The organism is Ruegeria sp. AU67 (genome assembly GCF_900312795.1).
Lineage (GTDB): Bacteria > Pseudomonadota > Alphaproteobacteria > Rhodobacterales > Rhodobacteraceae > Ruegeria > Ruegeria atlantica.
Genome location: NZ_OMPH01000007.1, coordinates 1 through 16,428 on the forward strand (window position 1 = coordinate 1; position 16,428 = coordinate 16,428).

The 16,428-nt window shown below is 56.2% G+C and carries 13 protein-coding genes and 1 pseudogene; 6 read left to right on the forward strand and 8 right to left on the reverse strand.

Going from position 1 to position 16,428, the window contains the following annotated elements; all coding sequences use genetic code 11:
• Positions 1 to 106 (forward strand): annotated as a pseudogene (locus DK510_RS02405) (IS5/IS1182 family transposase); the annotation flags it as partial.
• Positions 107 to 503: 397 nt separating this feature from the next.
• On the forward strand, positions 504 to 2,153 hold the full coding sequence (locus tag DK510_RS02410; RefSeq protein WP_234998860.1) for an FkbM family methyltransferase: 1,650 nt from the start codon (positions 504 to 506) through the stop codon (positions 2,151 to 2,153).
• A 967-nt stretch (positions 2,154 to 3,120) separates the two neighbouring features.
• Here the strand turns inward: DK510_RS02410 and DK510_RS02415 are convergent.
• From DK510_RS02415 to DK510_RS02425, 3 genes are all read right to left on the reverse strand, one after another.
• Positions 3,121 to 3,405, reverse strand: a complete 285-nt coding sequence (locus tag DK510_RS02415; protein WP_160116426.1) for a hypothetical protein — start codon at positions 3,403 to 3,405, stop codon at positions 3,121 to 3,123.
• A gap of 304 nt (positions 3,406 to 3,709) precedes the next feature.
• Positions 3,710 to 4,213 (reverse strand): hypothetical protein, encoded by a 504-nt coding sequence (locus DK510_RS02420; protein ID WP_109310758.1) that lies wholly within the window; start codon positions 4,211 to 4,213, stop codon positions 3,710 to 3,712.
• A gap of 385 nt (positions 4,214 to 4,598) precedes the next feature.
• Positions 4,599 to 5,549, reverse strand: a complete 951-nt coding sequence (locus DK510_RS02425) for a GlxA family transcriptional regulator (RefSeq protein ID WP_109310759.1) — start codon at positions 5,547 to 5,549, stop codon at positions 4,599 to 4,601.
• 137 nt (positions 5,550 to 5,686) lie between these two features.
• On the opposite strand from DK510_RS02425, the gene DK510_RS02430 reads away from it, so the two are divergent.
• The 4 genes from DK510_RS02430 to DK510_RS02445 are packed head-to-tail and all read left to right on the forward strand — an operon-like array spanning position 5,687 to position 10,159.
• Positions 5,687 to 6,397 (forward strand): GntR family transcriptional regulator, encoded by a 711-nt coding sequence (locus DK510_RS02430; protein WP_109310760.1) that lies wholly within the window; start codon positions 5,687 to 5,689, stop codon positions 6,395 to 6,397.
• 7 nt (positions 6,398 to 6,404) lie between these two features.
• On the forward strand, positions 6,405 to 7,322 hold the full coding sequence (locus tag DK510_RS02435) for a dihydrodipicolinate synthase family protein (protein ID WP_109310761.1): 918 nt from the start codon (positions 6,405 to 6,407) through the stop codon (positions 7,320 to 7,322).
• 3 nt (positions 7,323 to 7,325) lie between these two features.
• The gene (locus tag DK510_RS02440; protein ID WP_109310762.1) at positions 7,326 to 8,822 is read left to right on the forward strand and encodes an aldehyde dehydrogenase; all 1,497 of its coding nucleotides are present in this window, start codon (positions 7,326 to 7,328) and stop codon (positions 8,820 to 8,822) included.
• A complete protein-coding gene (locus DK510_RS02445) occupies positions 8,819 to 10,159 on the forward strand; it encodes an FAD-binding oxidoreductase (RefSeq protein WP_109310763.1) in 1,341 nt (446 codons plus the stop codon). The genes DK510_RS02440 and DK510_RS02445 overlap by 4 nt, the downstream gene beginning before the upstream one ends.
• A gap of 4 nt (positions 10,160 to 10,163) precedes the next feature.
• Here the strand turns inward: DK510_RS02445 and DK510_RS02450 are convergent, their stop codons facing one another.
• From DK510_RS02450 to DK510_RS02470, 5 genes are all read right to left on the reverse strand, one after another.
• Complete coding sequence (locus tag DK510_RS02450) at positions 10,164 to 10,898, reverse strand: SDR family NAD(P)-dependent oxidoreductase (protein WP_109310764.1); 735 nt, start codon at positions 10,896 to 10,898, stop codon at positions 10,164 to 10,166.
• Positions 10,895 to 11,626 carry an SDR family NAD(P)-dependent oxidoreductase gene (locus DK510_RS02455; protein WP_200833192.1) on the reverse strand — a complete coding sequence of 244 codons (732 nt, stop codon included), beginning with the start codon at positions 11,624 to 11,626 and terminating at the stop codon, positions 10,895 to 10,897. Before DK510_RS02455 ends, DK510_RS02450 begins: the two co-directional genes overlap by 4 nt.
• Before the next feature lie 11 nt (positions 11,627 to 11,637).
• The gene (locus DK510_RS02460; RefSeq protein ID WP_109310765.1) at positions 11,638 to 12,741 is read right to left on the reverse strand and encodes a mandelate racemase/muconate lactonizing enzyme family protein; all 1,104 of its coding nucleotides are present in this window, start codon (positions 12,739 to 12,741) and stop codon (positions 11,638 to 11,640) included.
• 76 nt (positions 12,742 to 12,817) lie between these two features.
• Positions 12,818 to 14,365: a trimethylamine methyltransferase family protein gene (locus DK510_RS02465; protein WP_109310766.1), complete on the reverse strand. Its 1,548-nt coding sequence runs from the start codon at positions 14,363 to 14,365 to the stop codon at positions 12,818 to 12,820.
• A 156-nt stretch (positions 14,366 to 14,521) separates the two neighbouring features.
• Entirely contained in the window at positions 14,522 to 16,348 is a 1,827-nt protein-coding gene (locus tag DK510_RS02470; RefSeq protein ID WP_109310767.1) for a BCCT family transporter, read from the reverse strand.
• Positions 16,349 to 16,428 lie beyond the last annotated feature (80 nt).

Below are 16,428 nucleotides of genomic sequence, written 5' to 3' on the forward strand. Positions count from 1 at the left end.
CGGACGCCTCAAGGACTGGCGGCGTGTCGCTACCCGCTATGATAGATCCCCAAAGGTCTTCCTGTCGGCCATCGCTCTCGCGGCTACCGTCCTATTCTGGCTGTAAATCAATGAGTCTGGAGCCTAGTCAGCAATTAAAGCGGGCCGAAGGCGACTTCACCCCGGACCCACAGGCTACGCGCTTCCCTGAGTGGGAACCCGCAAGCACTCCACAATCGGCACCCGAGGGTCCCACACTCACCTGCCTTTTTGAACGGTGGAAGAAAGACCACCTGAGTAACGGAAACACAACCGTTCTCGGGTAATGTGCTTCATCCGCTCTTGCCTCAGACTAGATAAGGCGGACCTATAGATTGCCGTGCCAAGGCCTCTTCTATGGACAGTCTGGGTTTCTTGGTTGCCGAGAACCTTAATTTCCCTGTAGAAGCGCCAACTAACACAGAGTTGCAATGGTTCGATCGATGTCTGTCACGCAAGAAAAACTAGTGGTATACACTGTCGCTATGGGGGCTGGGTTCGAACTACCCGATCCTGTAGATGAGCAGAACGTCGACTACGTTTGCTTTACCGATAGGTCCGAATTGGAACCTAACGGATGGTCAGTCAGGGTAGTGCACCCAACTTTTTTAGATGACCTAAATCGAAGTAGCCGAGAGCAGAAAATACGGCCTCACCGATGGCTTAGTGAATACACAAGATCAATTTACATTGATTCAAGTGTTCAACTAAAAGCCAGTCCCATAAGCCTCTGGGAGTACATGATGCCAAGCAAAGGCATCGAGTTTTCTGCTTTCCATCATTCTTTTAGGGATACAGTTCGAGAGGAGTTCAATGCTGTTCTAGAGGCCAGATTTGAGGATGATTTACTGCTCGCTGACCAGCTCGAATCTTATATAAATCATTTTCCAGATGTTGTTTCAGGAAAACCAGTTTGGGGTGGATTGCTTGCACGGCGTCACAATGAAAAAAGGTGCATTTCGGCGATGGAAATGTGGCTATCTCACGTATTGAGATATTCTCGCCGAGATCAACTTAGCCTACCCATTGCGTTAATGGAATTCACCTATGATCGCGTAAATATTATCGAAAGAGACATCTACGACACTGAGTTTCACATCTGGCCAAGGCCAGGATACGAACGCCCAAAGTGGTACGCGACCGGGATCACCTCACTCGCTGAAAAGCAAGAAAAATTCAATACGTTATTCTCGGAGAATAGAGCGGAGATATCGAATGGTAGCCCAAAACTTGCAACGCCAGAAGTTGAAGGGGTGACCTTTCATTTGGACGATGCGAAGGACCTATTCTTTGTAAGAGATGCGCAGTCGCAAGGCGTAGTTTTTGTATCGGACCCAAAACGGCTTGAACTCTATACAAAAGGTGTCGAACACCGGAAGAGCTGGCTTTTGAGAGACTATCGAATTCCCATAGATTTAGTTCGACCTCAGGATATAGTTGTTGATGTAGGGGCAAATAATGGCGAATTAGGGATTTGGGCCCAGTCCAAGGGTGCCAGATATCTAGGATTTGAGCCTGATCCCAAGGCATTTAGAGCCCTCAAGGAGAATGTTGGAGGCGCAAGCGCATTTCCCATTGCGCTCAGTTTCAGCAATGGAACGACAAATTTTTATTTGAGCACCGAGCATGCAGACTCAAGCCTGTTTAAGCCAGAGACTGTTGATGATGTAATTGCGGTAGAAAAGCGAACTTTGGATTCTGCACTACTCTCTTTTGACAACTCATCACCTATCCGACTGTTGAAAATAGAAGCAGAGGGGATGGAGCCGGAAGTGTTGGCTGGCGCTGCAGAGGCCCTCAGTCGGGCAGAATATGTTGCTGTTGATGCAGGCCCAGAGCGCGGAGGGGAGAATACTGTCCCCGCAGTTGTGAACACTTTATGTGGCTGTGGTTTTGTAGTTGATAGTTGTTTCCTGCTTCGCGGCACATTCTTCATGAGGAATGGACGCTTGTCCAAGCAAAAAAGAAAATTTAGCGCCCGCATTGCTGGGAATGGTCCTGGGACTATCCCATCGATCTTGTATTTCTTGGCTCGGCGCAAAGGTATGTTTTCAGAAAAGCGGCGACAGAAGTTTCTTGCATCAGCAGCAAAGAGGGACGCGCGATATCGGGACCTGAAGACTATGCTCGTCTAGTCATGAGGCATTCCGGACTACAGGTTTGGAACCGTGCCTTGGTCCGCTCGCAATGAGTGGCAGTCTTAGCTTTGAAATGCCCACCTGTCGCGCTCAGCGCCAGTGTTTTCGACGAGCCAGGCGCTAACATTCACTGCGCTTGATCTCAACTACGGCATTAGGCTCGGAGCAGCCGTTCGCTGCAATCTGCCTGCACGCCCGCTCTGTCGCCAGTGAGCAGATTTTGCATTTATAGGTCCAGAGCCTAAGGCACTGATTTAACAACCCGCAGGTCATTTTTGTCGGTTAAGGCGGACCTTTGGCTGTGACGTGAGTGACGTTAGACACCCTCGCCCCCAAGCTGCAGCAGTAAGCAAGCGTTCGTCGGCCTTTAGATATCCGCAAAGGGTCACTTAGAAAGATGTTTTATATCATATACTTATAAAAATCCTCCCCACGTGAGGTAAGTAAACGCTCGTCAGGCAGGCTTGATGGCCAGACTGGGTAAATTCACCCACATACATACCGTAAACAGAATTTCTGAAGTGCCTCTTTTCATGGAACTTCGAGGCGATGTCAGCATTGCGTTATCACCGACCGACAGGAAGACTGATAGCAGACCATCTGTGGTGAAGCGTCCTGTGTGCTGGACATCTCACCCTAGCAAATCCCGTGAGTTGCCCCGTGAGTTTCCCTTAAGCGGAACCTATCGGGCACTTCATGTGTACTTCTGATGATTGTTGTCTTGAGATGGCGGGGCTCAGGTCCCGTCAGATTATATCGACGTGTCTGTGCATAAGGGCGTTATCAGTTGAAAAGCCAAGTTGCACACAGTGTAGCAAGGGTGGCGTTTGTTAAAGGTCCCTCCGCATACGTAGTAGTAACCCTATAGGCCACTGTTAAGGTGCGTCGACCTTCGTCTCCTTCATCAAACACCAACCATGTGAAGTCCTCCCCTGAAGGTATTGCAGTTTCGCTGCCAACACATTCAGGTGCCCTCTATGGCTCGCTCCGCTCGTGGAGAGACCAAGTGATGATGATCGACATTCATCACACCACAATCCCATCGTAAGGCCCCCGCTGGGAATGAACCGGCAATCTGCCCGTTGGGCTTGGGGTCCAATATGTCAGCGTCGGCCTGAACCGATTCACCTGCAAACCGACCAGCAACAATCTCAACAGTCGCACCTGTCAGGTTTAATGGTTGTGATGTCTGCTGATCCTGAACGGTCACCAATACATTCAGCGAGTCTTCTTCATAAATCGTTATCATGCCACATCCGTCCAGGTTCCGTTCTTCCTTACCCGATTGCATGTGCATTGGATGCATCAAGCCGCGGTGGTGCGGTTCGAATTGCGCGTGACGTATTGAGTTTACTTTGGACCATTCAGCTCAACGACTTGTTCGCGGAGTATGAATGCAACCATCCTGAAACGGGGATCGGGACATGGCGTATGCAAGCCCCACTTGCCGGGAGAAACTTGAATTTGTCGATCCACTCTCCCATTGAGAAACCGACAGTGCGTTGAGTTTTTTTGTCGAAATTACCCAGCGCGCGCTGGGATCGCCGGTCGCGTCAAATGCGCCGTTCCGACGCTGACAATGCGCCCGCAAGCGAGCTCTTGATCTCTGATGGGATGTCCCGACCTTGCTGATTCATCTTTGCGGCGATCCAGCCCGCAGAATGTCCACGGCATCCGATCTTGTTCAAGCGCGCCGCGGCCGGTGTTGTCACTTCACCCTGAGCCAGGGCCATGGATGCCTGAACCTCTGTGTCCGACAGGACCATTCTAACGGCGCTGAACACGTCCATCGAGACCTGTAAAGTTTGAAGCTCTAGCCGATGGGCGGCGTTGGTCAGCAGCCGCGTGCAATAAGCCGACAAGAAATACCAACGGAACACCTGAAAAACCTGACCGTTGGACGCAGCCATATCCGGTGCGCGACCCGCAACAGCGGTCAGTTCGGAAAAGGCAGCTTCGGCCAATTTGGCCGCATCGCAAATCTGACGCTCGCGACTGGCACGAGAAACCGCGCCGTTAGCGAAGCGGGAGTCAGATTTACCGATTTCCAAGTGCATTGATATCCTCCACCGTCAATTTGTGATGAAGATATAAAATCTGACGGCATCGCCGGCATGGGAATTGCGGTCAGAATTTCCCGATTTGTCGTCTTTTTTGGCCAACTTCAGAGTCTGTCTATACATTTCACCCTATAAGTTGGCCTGTTTTGAGCCATTTGGTCAACTGGTGAACACCGCAAACGTTAATGTTTTAAACAAAAAGCACACATATCTGACACGATCTTGTAATAGTTATGCCCACTTCGATATGTATGAATACTCAATCCTGCTGACCAGTTTACCAGTAAAGTTTTAACGAGGGGGTACGAAGCAGGATCAGGGGGTGAGCGCCTGTTCAGCCAGGCTCGCCTTAGGACAGAGACGCTCCCCCCGTCCTTATCACTTAGTCTATCTTGTTCTTTTGGGCATGTGGCGTCACACCAAAACTCGACCGGTAAACGCGCGAAAAATGTCCCGGATTTTCGAACCCGCAGGCCATTGCCACCTCGGTGACGGATGCTTCGGTCTGCAACAACAGCTTCTGGGCGCGTTCCAGCCGAAGCTCCATAAAGTACTTCTTGGGTGACGTGTTGAGGTATTTGCCGAACAGCCGCTCCAACTGGCGCGTAGATATCCCCAGATCCTCGGCTATCTCAGACGGGGACACCGGGGCCTCGATGCAATCCTGCATGGTGTGAATGGCCTTGGCGAGATGTGCATTGCGCATCCCGTTACGCGATTGAAGGGACACGCGCTGTTTGGCCGTGGCATTGCGCACGGCGTTGTAGACCATCTGGTCAGCAACCGCGATGGACAACTCTTCGCCGTGGTCCCTTTCAATCAGGTGCAACATCAGGTCGGCGGTCGCCGTGCCACCCGAGGCGGTGATGTGCTTTTCATCGGCGACAAAGACACTGCGCACCAGATTCACCTCGGGAAAGGCCTCCATAAAGGCATCGTGGTACTCCCAGTGAATGGCGGCCTGCATCCCGTCCAGAAATCCTGCCTCGGCAAGCAACCACGCGCCCGAACACAAGGCCCCGATGGCCGTACCTCTCGCCCGCTCGCGCCGCAGGGTTGCAAGCAAAGGGCGCGAGACATGGTTGCGCATATGAATACCTGACAGCACAAACAGTTGGTCGGTCTTTGGCAGCGCGTCCAGTCCCCCATGAACCAAAGTCACCGACCCGTTGGAACAGACGGCCTGCTTGCTGTGTTCGGATACAAAAGACCACTCATACAGATCTTGACCGCTGACGAGGTTGGCAATGCGCAGCGGCTCGACCGCGCAGGAAAAGGCGAGATGCGAGAATTCCTCGATCAGGATGAAAGTGATGTGGCGGGGTTGGCGCATAGACGTCCGATTCAGTTTGACGTGGTCGACGGCCTATGCTGCACGATTCTTTTCTGTATACAACTTGTATTTTATTGGAATACAGAGAATGAACGAAATAGCCGGCACGATTCGCGCAGCGACTGTTGGAGGAACGGATGAAAGACGACGCCAAATCCCGAAAGGCCGAGTTGATGGAGCACCTGAAAGTGTCGATCCTGACGCTGCGCCTGCAACCAGGCACAGATTTGGACGAAGCGCATCTGTCCGACGCTTTCGGCCTGTCCCGCACGCCATTGCGTGAAGTGTTCCGGCAACTGGCGGGAGAAGGCTATCTGGACTTGCGCACCAATCGCAGTGCCCGGGTGTCTGAGATGTCTTATACCACCCTGCGTGACTTCTTTCTGGCTGCACCCATGGTCTATGGCGCGGTTTTGCGACTTGCCGCGCAGAACGCCACACGAACTCAGATCAACGACCTGAAAGACGCGCAACAGGCGTTCAAGGCTGCGTTGCAATCCGGATCCGCCGAAGATCGGGCGCTAGCCAATAATCGCTTTCATGATGTGACCGGAGAGATGTCAGGCAATGTCTACTTGCGGCCATCATTCAACCGGCTGCTGATCGACCATGCCCGGATCGGGATGACCTTCTATAGACCCCAATCCGCGCACAAGACCGAGAACCTGTCCGAGGCAAGTCGCCAGCATGACGCCATCATCGCCGCCATCGAGGCGGGCGATGAGGCGGCTGCTGCGCAGCTGGCCGAGGACCACTGGAACCTGTCACGCGACCAAATCGAACTGTTCGTGATGCCTGCTGCGCTGGATATCCCGATGGGTATCCCGCCCCTTTCGAAACCTGCATGAGGACGGAATGAACCCGATTTTCAGATTTGAGGGGATCTATACCCCGGTGGTCTCGCCCTATCACCAAGATGGCCGCGTGAACTGGGATGCCCTGTCCCACGTGATCGAATACCTGATCGAGAATGGTGTGCACGGGCTGATCTCGGGCGGGTCAACGGGTGAGAACTATGCCCAGACCGTCGAAGAACGGCTGGAACTGGCGTCGTTCACGCACAAGCAGTTGAAAGGCCGGTTGCCTCTGGTTGTCGGAACTGGAGCGATGCTGACGCCGGATTCCATCGCGCTGGCCTCGGGCGCGCGTGAGATTGGCGCAGACGCGATCCTGCTGGCCAGCCCACCCTATTCTGTGCCGACCGATCGGGAAAACGCCCTGAACGCGCTGGCTATCGACAAGGCCGCTGACTTGCCGGTGATGTTGTACAACTACCCGCACCGCACCGGTACAATGATGGGGGAAGAATTCCTTGACCGCGTGGGGCGCAGCCGAAACTTCTGCGGCATTAAGGAAAGCTCGGGGGATATCAACCGGGTGCATTTGTTGGCGAGGGATTACCCGCATATCCAGCTTGGCTGCGGCATGGATGATCAGGCGCTGGAATTCTTCGCCTGGGGCGCACCGTTCTGGGTCTGCGGTGGGTCGAACTTCCTGCCAGCCGAACATGTAGCACTATATCAAGCCTGCGTTGTCGAAAGGAACTTCGCCAAGGGCCGCCGCATCATGTCCGCCATGATGCCGTTGATGCGGGTGCTGGAACAGGGCGGCAAGTTCATCCAGACTATCAAGCATGGCGTCACCATGAACGGGATCGACGCAGGCGCGATGCGGCCCCCGCTAAAGGGGCTGAACAAGGATGACAAACGCGCATTGGAACAGGTGACGCGCGTGCTGAAGAAAACAATCGCAGATATCGTGGCGGAGGGCTAAGGCATGGAATTGCTGACACAGGACGAATACAAATCCATCGCTGCGGGCCTGACCTTGCCCACCGGGGCCTTCATCGACGGCGCTTTCCGCCCGGCTATCTCGGGCAAGACCTTTGCGACGGTGAACTCCGCCACAGGCGAGAAACTGGCCGATATTGCCGCTTGCGACGCGGCGGATGTGGATTTTGCCGTCGAAAAAGCGCGCGAGGCGTTTGACGATGGACGCTGGTCCAGAATGCACCCCTCGGATCGCAAGGACATACTGATCCGACTGGCCAAGTTGATGACCCGCAATGCCCGTGAATTGGCAGTGATGGAGAGTATCGACAGCGGCAAGACCATCTATGACTGCGAAACCGTGGATATCCCCGAAACGATCCATTGCCTGAAATGGCATGCCGAGGCGATCGACAAAATCTATGATCAGGTCTCGCCCGCCAGCGACGACCACATCGCCATGGTGGTTCGCGAACCCATCGGTGTTGTGGGGTTGGTGCTGCCGTGGAACTTCCCGCTGCTGATGCTGGCGTGGAAGATCGGGCCTGCCTTGGCGGCGGGCTGCTCGGTTGTGGTGAAACCAGCAACCGAGACCACGCTGACCGCCCTGCGCCTCGCGGAACTGGCGATGGAGGCGGGCCTGCCGCGCGGCGTTCTGAACATCGTTCCGGGTGACGGTGCTGACGTGGGCGAGCCCATCGGTCGACACATGGATATCGACATGGTTTCTTTCACCGGCTCGACCGTCACTGGCAAACGGTTCCTGACCTATTCGGCGGAAAGCAACGCCAAGGAGGTTGTGTTGGAGATGGGCGGCAAGAACCCGGCCATCGTGATGGATGACGCCGAGAACCTTGACCGCGTGGCGGCCCATGTCGTGAATGGCGCGTTCTGGAATATGGGTGAGAATTGTTCCGCCTCGTCCCGTCTGATCGTGCACAAGGACGTAAAGGCCGAGTTGCTGGAGCGGATCGCCCATCACGCGAAGCAGTGGAACATCGGTGATCCGCTGGACCCGGAAACCCGAATGGGCGCGTTGGTCAGCGAAGGCCACTACAACAAGGTCTGCGGCTACTTAGAACAAGCCGAAAACGTGGTGATTGGTGGCAATGCCAACAAGGGTTTTGTCGAAGCGACCGTGGTCGAAGTACCCGGCAATCACAGCACTCTGGCGCGCGAAGAGATTTTTGGACCCGTTCTGTCGGTGATCGAAGTGTCTGGCTTTGACGAGGCCATCAAGATTGCCAATGACACCGACTATGGCCTGTGTGCTTCGATCTTTACGGCTAACGCCAAGCGTGCCATCCGCGGCGCGCGGGCGATCCGCGCCGGAACCGTGACGGTGAACAGCTTTGGCGAGGGCGATATCACCACCCCCTTCGGAGGCTACAAACAATCCGGTTTTGGTGGCCGCGATAACTCGGTCCACGCCCACGACCAGTACACTCAGTTGAAAACCATCTGGATTGATCTGGCCGATGACGCGGACGAGGCGATCGATTGACGGCCTATACTGCAAAACGGCTGCCACGACAGACCGGGTCGGCTGGGTGGAACGCCATTCTGCCGCCCCAAACATCGCTACCCCGACTTGAACAGAACATCTCAGCCGACGTCACAATTGTCGGTGGCGGGTTTGCCGGGCTGAGCGCTGCGCACCGGCTGCATCAGGTTGACCCAGCGCTCAAGGTTGTTCTGCTAGAGGCCGGTCGTTTTGCCGACGGATCCGCGGGTCGCAATTCGGGCTTCATGATCGATCTGCCCCACGATCTGGCGTCGGATAATTACACCGGAGACGGGCTGGAAGCGGACCGCGCAACCATAGCGCTAAACCGCCGCGCAATAAGATATGCAACCAACGTGGCTGAAGAATGCGAGCTGCCGCAGGAAATGTTCGACCCCTGCGGTAAATTCAACGCCGCAGCCACACGAGCCGGGGACAAGCACAACCGCGAATTCGCCGCACATCTGGATCGGTTGGGAGAGCCCAGCACGCTTTTTGACCGCCAACAGATGCAAGAGATCACGGGCAGCCCGCACTACAGCTCGGGCCTTTATGCGCCCGGCACGGTGATGATTCAGCCCGCCGGTTACATTCGGGCTCTGTCCTCCCACTTATCGTCACAAGTTGATCTGTTCGAAAACTCTCCCGTGACCGGGTTTGAGAAACAAGGCACGGGGTGGCTGGTAAAAACACCCAACGCGCAAGTTTCGACAGGTCGGATCATTCTGGCCAATAATGGCCATTTGGAAAGCTTCGGGTTCTACGAACGGCGGCTGATGCATGTCTGTCTTTACGCGTCGATCACTGAGCGATTGACGCCTGAACAGATCAAGACATTGGGAGGCCAGCCCCGCTGGGCCGTCACCCCAGCCGATCCAATGGGCACCTCAGTCCGCCGCGTCTCGGGCAGTTATGGCGACCGACTGTTGATCCGCACCTGCTCGACCTTCCACCCGACGATCGAGACCAGCCCCATGCGCCTGCGCAATGCAGGGTGGGTGCACGACCGCAAGTTCCGCGAACGATTTCCGCATCTGCCGGACGTACGAATGGAGCATCGTTGGGCCGGAATGCTTTGCCTTAGCCGAAACGGATCAGCGGCGTTCGGAGAGTTGGACACTGGCATCTTCTCGGCCTGTTGTCAGAACGGTTTGGGAATTGCCCGAGGGACACTGCAGGGCATGGCAGTGGCGGAATTGGTCACGCAGGGCGGATCGGACATAGCGGATCATTTCCTGGCCCAACCGATGCCGCTGCGCCTGCCGCCAGAGCCGTTCGCATCATTGGGTGCAAATAGCTATCTGATTTGGAAAGAGTGGCGTTCAGGAAAGGAATGACCTGTCAGGGCAGGCTGAGCTTGGACATGCGACCCCCATCCACCGTGTAAATCTGACCGGTGACAAAGCTGGCGTCCTCGGACGCAAGAAACGCTACCACTGCCGCGACCTCCTCTGGTCGGCCGGTCCGGGCGACGGGATGGATGCGGCCAATGTCGCGGCGAAATTCATCCGGGTCCGGCTGAGCGTCGATGAAACCCATGTTCAGTTCAGTGTCGATCCAGCCGGGCGCCACCGCGTTGCACCGGACCCCCTCCGCCCCGTGATCCACGGCGACGGCACGGGTCAATCCGTGCAACCCGGCTTTGGTCGCACAATAGGCCACGTGGCCAGGATTGCAGCCCAATCCTTCGATTGAGCCGATATTGACGATGTTCCCTTGCGTCTGCCGCAGATGGGGCAACGCCGCCTTGATCAGCAGAAAAGGAGCCGTCAGGTTGACTGTCAGGTTGCGCTGCCAATCCTCCAGGCTCATGTCTTCGACAAGGGCTTCCTGCATCATGCCCGCGTTGTTGACGAGGATATCCAGACGCCCTGCCCGCTCAACGACTTGATTTACCACAGATTGCGGGCTGCTCGGATCACCAAAATCTGCCTCGATCCCTTCGAACCTGAGATCTTGCCCGCGTTGCGCGGTAAATACTTGCGCCCCGTCCTGACGCAACCGTTCAGCAATGGCCCGACCGATCCCGCTGCGCCCGCCGGTGACTAGGGCGGTTTTGCCTTCAAATCGGGTCATGATACTGGCTTGCCTCCGTTCACCTCAAGCACCGCGCCACAGATATAGCGCGACGCATCCGAGGCCAGAAACAGGATCACATCAGCAATGTCTTCGGGTTCCGCGATTCGCCCCAAGGGAACAGTCTGCCCCAGCTTGGCGACAGCTGTGTCCGGGTCGAAGCCACGCTTGGCAAAACCGGATCGCAACATAGGCGTGTTCACCTCGTTCGGGCAAACCGCGTTGATGCGGATGCCCTGATGGGCGTGGTCCATCCCCATGCATTGAGTCAGAGAGGCAATCGCGGCCTTGGTCATGCAATAGACAGCGTGGTTTGGACCGGGGCGCAGGCCCCAGCAGGATGCGGTGTTTACGATCGCCCCGCCTCCGTTCGCAGCCATAATCGGGATCGCAGCGCGGCAAATGCGAAAGGGGGCGTCGACGTTCACGCCCAGAGACAGAGACCAATCCTGATCCGAGGTTTCCGTGACGGCACCCCGCGTAATGACACCCGCATTGTTAACAACAATGTCCAACCCGCCCAGCGCATCTGCCACCCGTTTCGGCAGCGCATCGGCATAGACCGGGTCCAGCAGATCGCCGGGCAGATGGGCATCAGCCTCGATCCCGTCGGTCAGGCGGTCAGCAACGGCAACCTGCGCGCCGGCGGCACGTAGGCGGCGCACCAGAGAGGTTCCTATTCCCCCAGCAGCGCCCGTGACCAAAGCCGATTTTCCTGCAAACTCCATGATATGCTCCGTCAGAAAGATGCGACCGGCGCGCCAAAGCAGGTTTCGTCGGGAACGACGCCCAACCCCGGCCCGGTTGGAACTTGGATATGCCCACCCTCTATGCTGATTCCATTCTCGGCATCTAAATTGCCTTCGATGTATGGCGCAGCCAGCCAAACGCCTTCCAGCAGATCGGGCCGAACAGTCGCGCCGATATGTGTGCATGCTGCGGCAATAATGTCCCCTCCCCAGCTGTCGTCGCAGGTATGGGGCAGATTACGCGCCTCGCAGATGTCTCGGAACGCGCGCATTGGCTGCAGGCCACCGATCCGCGTGACCTTCATACCGAACCCATCCACCAGACCAGTGCCCGCCGCAGTGATAACCGTGTTCAGATTGGTGGCATTTTCGTCCATGTAGATCGGGTGGCTCACTTGTGACCGTATCTTTTGCAGATCTTCGATCGTATCGCAGGGTTGTTCCATGACAAACGGAATGTTCGGGCATTCGCGGGTGACACGCAACGCGTCACGGGTTGTCCAGCCGCGGTTTCCGTCCACGGCCAAGCGCATTTCGGACCCGCCGATTGCCTCCCACACTTTGCGGATGGTTTCGATATCGATTTCAACCGGCCGGCCACCAACTTTGATTTGCAGGCGCAGGTAACCTTCGGCCAATTTTTCCCTGGCCAGAACGGCTATATCGTCGGGTGCCCCAACCCCCGTCGCATAATATGACGGAACCTTGTCCACTTCGGCACCGCCAAGAAGTTCCGACACGCTGATCCCAAACTGCTTGCCCAGCAGATCATGTGCCGCGATGTCGATAGCCGCCTTGGCATAGTTGTGTCCGTTCAAAAGGCCGCCCATTCGTCGGTGCAGTCCTAGTGGAGAGACCTCGGCACCCAATAGTCCTTCGGCCATCTGAGCCAACGCAGCCCGAGCACCAGCGGCGTGTGCCTCAGCGTAAGTGGGGCCAACCGGGCAGGTCTCGCCCCATCCGACCAACCCGTTGTCGGCCACCAGTTTGACCAATGTGGTGTCTAGCGCCCAGACCTCGGCATTGGCCATTGTGTAGGGGCCGTTTTTGACAGGCAGATCGTGGCTATAGATGTGAATTTCAGCGATTTTCACGGCTTGTGTTCCGTACTGCTATTGAAGGGACAAACCCGCCCAACTGGCCGGACGGGTGGAATGCGGGGGAGTAACTTCAGTAACTTTGGTTCAACTCATCAGCGGCCGGGATTTCTCGCTCACGTCGGGCGATGTAGTCCAGCAAGGCCTCGTTTTTCGCCTCATCCAGTTTGGGCTCTTCATACTCGGCCAGCAACGCGCGCGCGCGGTTCAGGGCGCGCGCAGTGATTTCGACGCTCCCTTCGGCCTGCCATTGTTCGATCGAGTTGTTGTCGAACAGCTCGGGCATGAAGAATGCACTCTGGAAATTGTCCTGTGTATGGGGGTGACCAAGATAGTGACCACCAGGTCCAACATCCGGAACCGCTGCGAGGGCCTGATCGAAATCGTGCCATTTCGGCCCCTCAGCCATGCGATGGGCCATCGCGCATTGTTCGGCGTCGACGATAAACTTGGCGACGGAACAGTGCATCCCGGCCTCATTCCATCCGGCTGAATGCCAGATGTAGTTAGCGCCCGCATGCATGACTGCCTGCAAGGTGGTGGCAGATTCATATCCGGCCTGCGCGTCAAAAGTCTTGGCCCCACCCAACGTATTCGAAGTACGCCACGGGACCCCATAATGCCGTGCCATCTGACCAATCATGAAATTCATCAGGCTGATCTCGGGTGTACCCGCCATCGGCGCACCGGATTTCATCGACACGGTCGACAGGTAGTGGCCATAGATCGCTGGAGCCCCCTTGCGTATGACCTGCGTGTAGGCCAGTGCGCTCAGCGCCTCGGCATTCAGCTGTGCCACAGTGGCCGGAACAGATGCGGGCGTGTTGGCCCCCCCCAGAACGAAGGGTGAGCAGAGCACTGGTTGATTGCGACGGCAAAAGGCCCGCAACGCACCCAGCATGGTTTCGTCCCACACCAACGGCGAGTTGCCGTTGCAGTTACCGGTGGCCACCGGGTGATCTTCAAGAAATTCCTCGCCAAACAAGATCGCGCACATGTCCATGACGTCTTCGGCGTTCTTGGGTGAGGTGGTCATGCCCATGAACGTTTTGTCCGAGTATTTCATCGACGAATAGGTGATGCGCAGGTGGCGTTGACTGATCGGATGGTCATAAGGTTCCACGATGTGATGCGCCGAGGAATGCAGCGCGGGCATCATGTGGCTGAGTTTGTGGAACATCGCCAGATCTTCCAGCAACGGATTTCGGCGCACGTCGTCCAGATCGCGCAGGAATGGTGCGCCGGTCATCGGCACAAAGATCGAGTGCTTACCGCCCAGCCGCACATTCTTTTTAGGGTCCCGCGCGTGATAAGTGAAATTGCTGGGTATGGTGGCAATCAACTCGCGCACCAAACCACGGTCGAGGTAAACCAGCTCGCCATCGACCTTGGCACCGGCCTTCTTCCAGTCTTCCAGCGCGATGGGGTCTCGGAACTGAACGCCAACGTTCTCAAGGATGCCCATCGAGGCACTATCGATGCGTTCGACCTGAGCGCCATCCATCACCTCACACAAGGGGATGCCTCGGGTCAGGCCAGGCAGCATTTCAAAGTTCGGGGCAGTGCGCAGGGCGCGACGGGCAGAGCGTCCGCCCGAGCGTGTCGCGGTACGAATGTTCACGGGGCAATCCTCCAATCTTACTTTTCAGATTGACGGATTCGGCGGCGGTGCACCTCACTGATTGCGATATCTGCTTGCAGGAAACGACACGGGAACCCGGAACGAAAAACGCCGCCCCAACTGGGGCGGCGTCTTTTTTGGCATTAAGACCTGCGCTTATTCAGCGGCCTGCGTGCTTGCATCAGCATGCTTGTCGCGCCGACCGTCACGATAGAGCGCCTTGGTCAGCGAAACCATCATCAGGCCCATCACGATGGTAAAGGGCAGTGCACCGATGATCATCGCATTGCGCAACGCGTCCATCGGGTTGTTTTCACCAGCGGCCAAGATCAGCGCACCGATCACGGCGGTCAGGATAACACCCCAGATGATACGGTGCTTGACCCCGGTTTCCTGGCTGCCACCGGACATGATGGTATTCATAACCAGAATGCCTGAGTCCGCAGAAGTCACCAGGAAGGTCATGATCAGGATCACGCACATGACGTTCAGCATGGACAGAAGCCCACCGTCGATCATGTAAGACAGCGTCACGAACAACTTGTTGGTGTTCGACGCACCGATGATCGCGCCTTCAGCTGCACCAGCCAATTCCAGATCAATCGCAGTACCACCCAGAACAGTCATCCACGCAAAGCAAACCAGCGCCGGCGCCAGTACGCAGCCCAGAATGAACTCACGCACAGACCGACCCTTGGAGATGCGCGCCAGGAACAGGCCCACAAACGGCGAGAACGCAATCCACCAAGCCCAGTAAAAGGTGGTCCAGCCCGACTGCCAGCCAAACTGACGGCCTTGCTCACCTGCTGCATAAACAGCCGCCAGCGTGTCGTCACTCAGCTCAGCCGCAGCACCTTCAAGACCGCTCTTAAAGCCATCAAAGCTGCCCCATGCGTTGGTTGCGCCACCCACCAGATCAGCCGCATGCGCCTGCGCTTCTGCAGGCAGAGCCGCTGCAAACGCTTCGGTCGACAACGGACCGTATGCTCCAAAGCTCAGCGAGAGGAAGTGCAGAAGGTAGTCAAACAGTGCTGTGCCATAGGTTGTCATGGCGAATACGAAAGAGCCGAAGATCACAAAGGTGCCCAGCAGGATGATCGACAGAACAAGGTTCAGGTTCGACAGGTATTTAACACCGCGACCAACACCCGAGACCGCCGAAATAATCGACAGACCCATGATGACAACCAGACCCGCGATCAGTCCAACTTTGCTTGGCGTGGGTACTTCACCGCCAAAATCCATGATCCATTCCATGCCGGTGATTGCATACAGACCGTCGATGAACTGGCTGACACCAAACCCGATCGTAACGGACACACCCAGGATCGTTGCAACAACGCCCAGAACGTCAACGACGTGGCCGAGAAAACCGTTCATCAGACGACCGAAAAGCGGGGTAAGAGCCGCGCGAATGGTCAGAGGCATGTCACGGGTATAGGCGTAGTAGGCCAGCGACAGGCCGGTCACCACGTAAATTGCCCAGGCATGAAAGCCATAATGCAGGAAAGTATACCGATACGCGGATTGAACGGACTCTGGATCATTGCCTGCAACTGCACCGGCCACGACTTCGGGGTTCGATCCCCACAGGCCCAACGGTTCAGCGGTGGCAAAAACCATCAGGCCGACACCCAGTCCCGCTCCGAACATCATCGAGAACCAGGAGAAGTTCGAAAACTCGGGTTTTTCGCCCGCTGTTCCCATAATCCGTTTTCCGGTCGACGGAAGGACGGCAACAATGACGAGGAAGATGACAAACAGGCCGACAATGACGACGTAGAAGCTGTTGAAGATTTCCAGCAACTTCCCATTCCAGCTGCCAAGTGTGCTGTTGGCATTGGCCGGGAAGACAAGTGCCCACAGTACAAGGGCAACCATGATGCCCTTACTGATTAGGGCAATTGGGACGCTGTAATTTTCATAGAATCCGGCATCGGCCGTTTCTATCTCTAGATCCGTAAAGGGTTCGGGTATCGACATGTTGCTCCTCCGTGGTGCTGTATCAATTGCGATACTGTCTCTGCACTTCACGCTATTCGCCCAGTCGCCTCGAACGATGG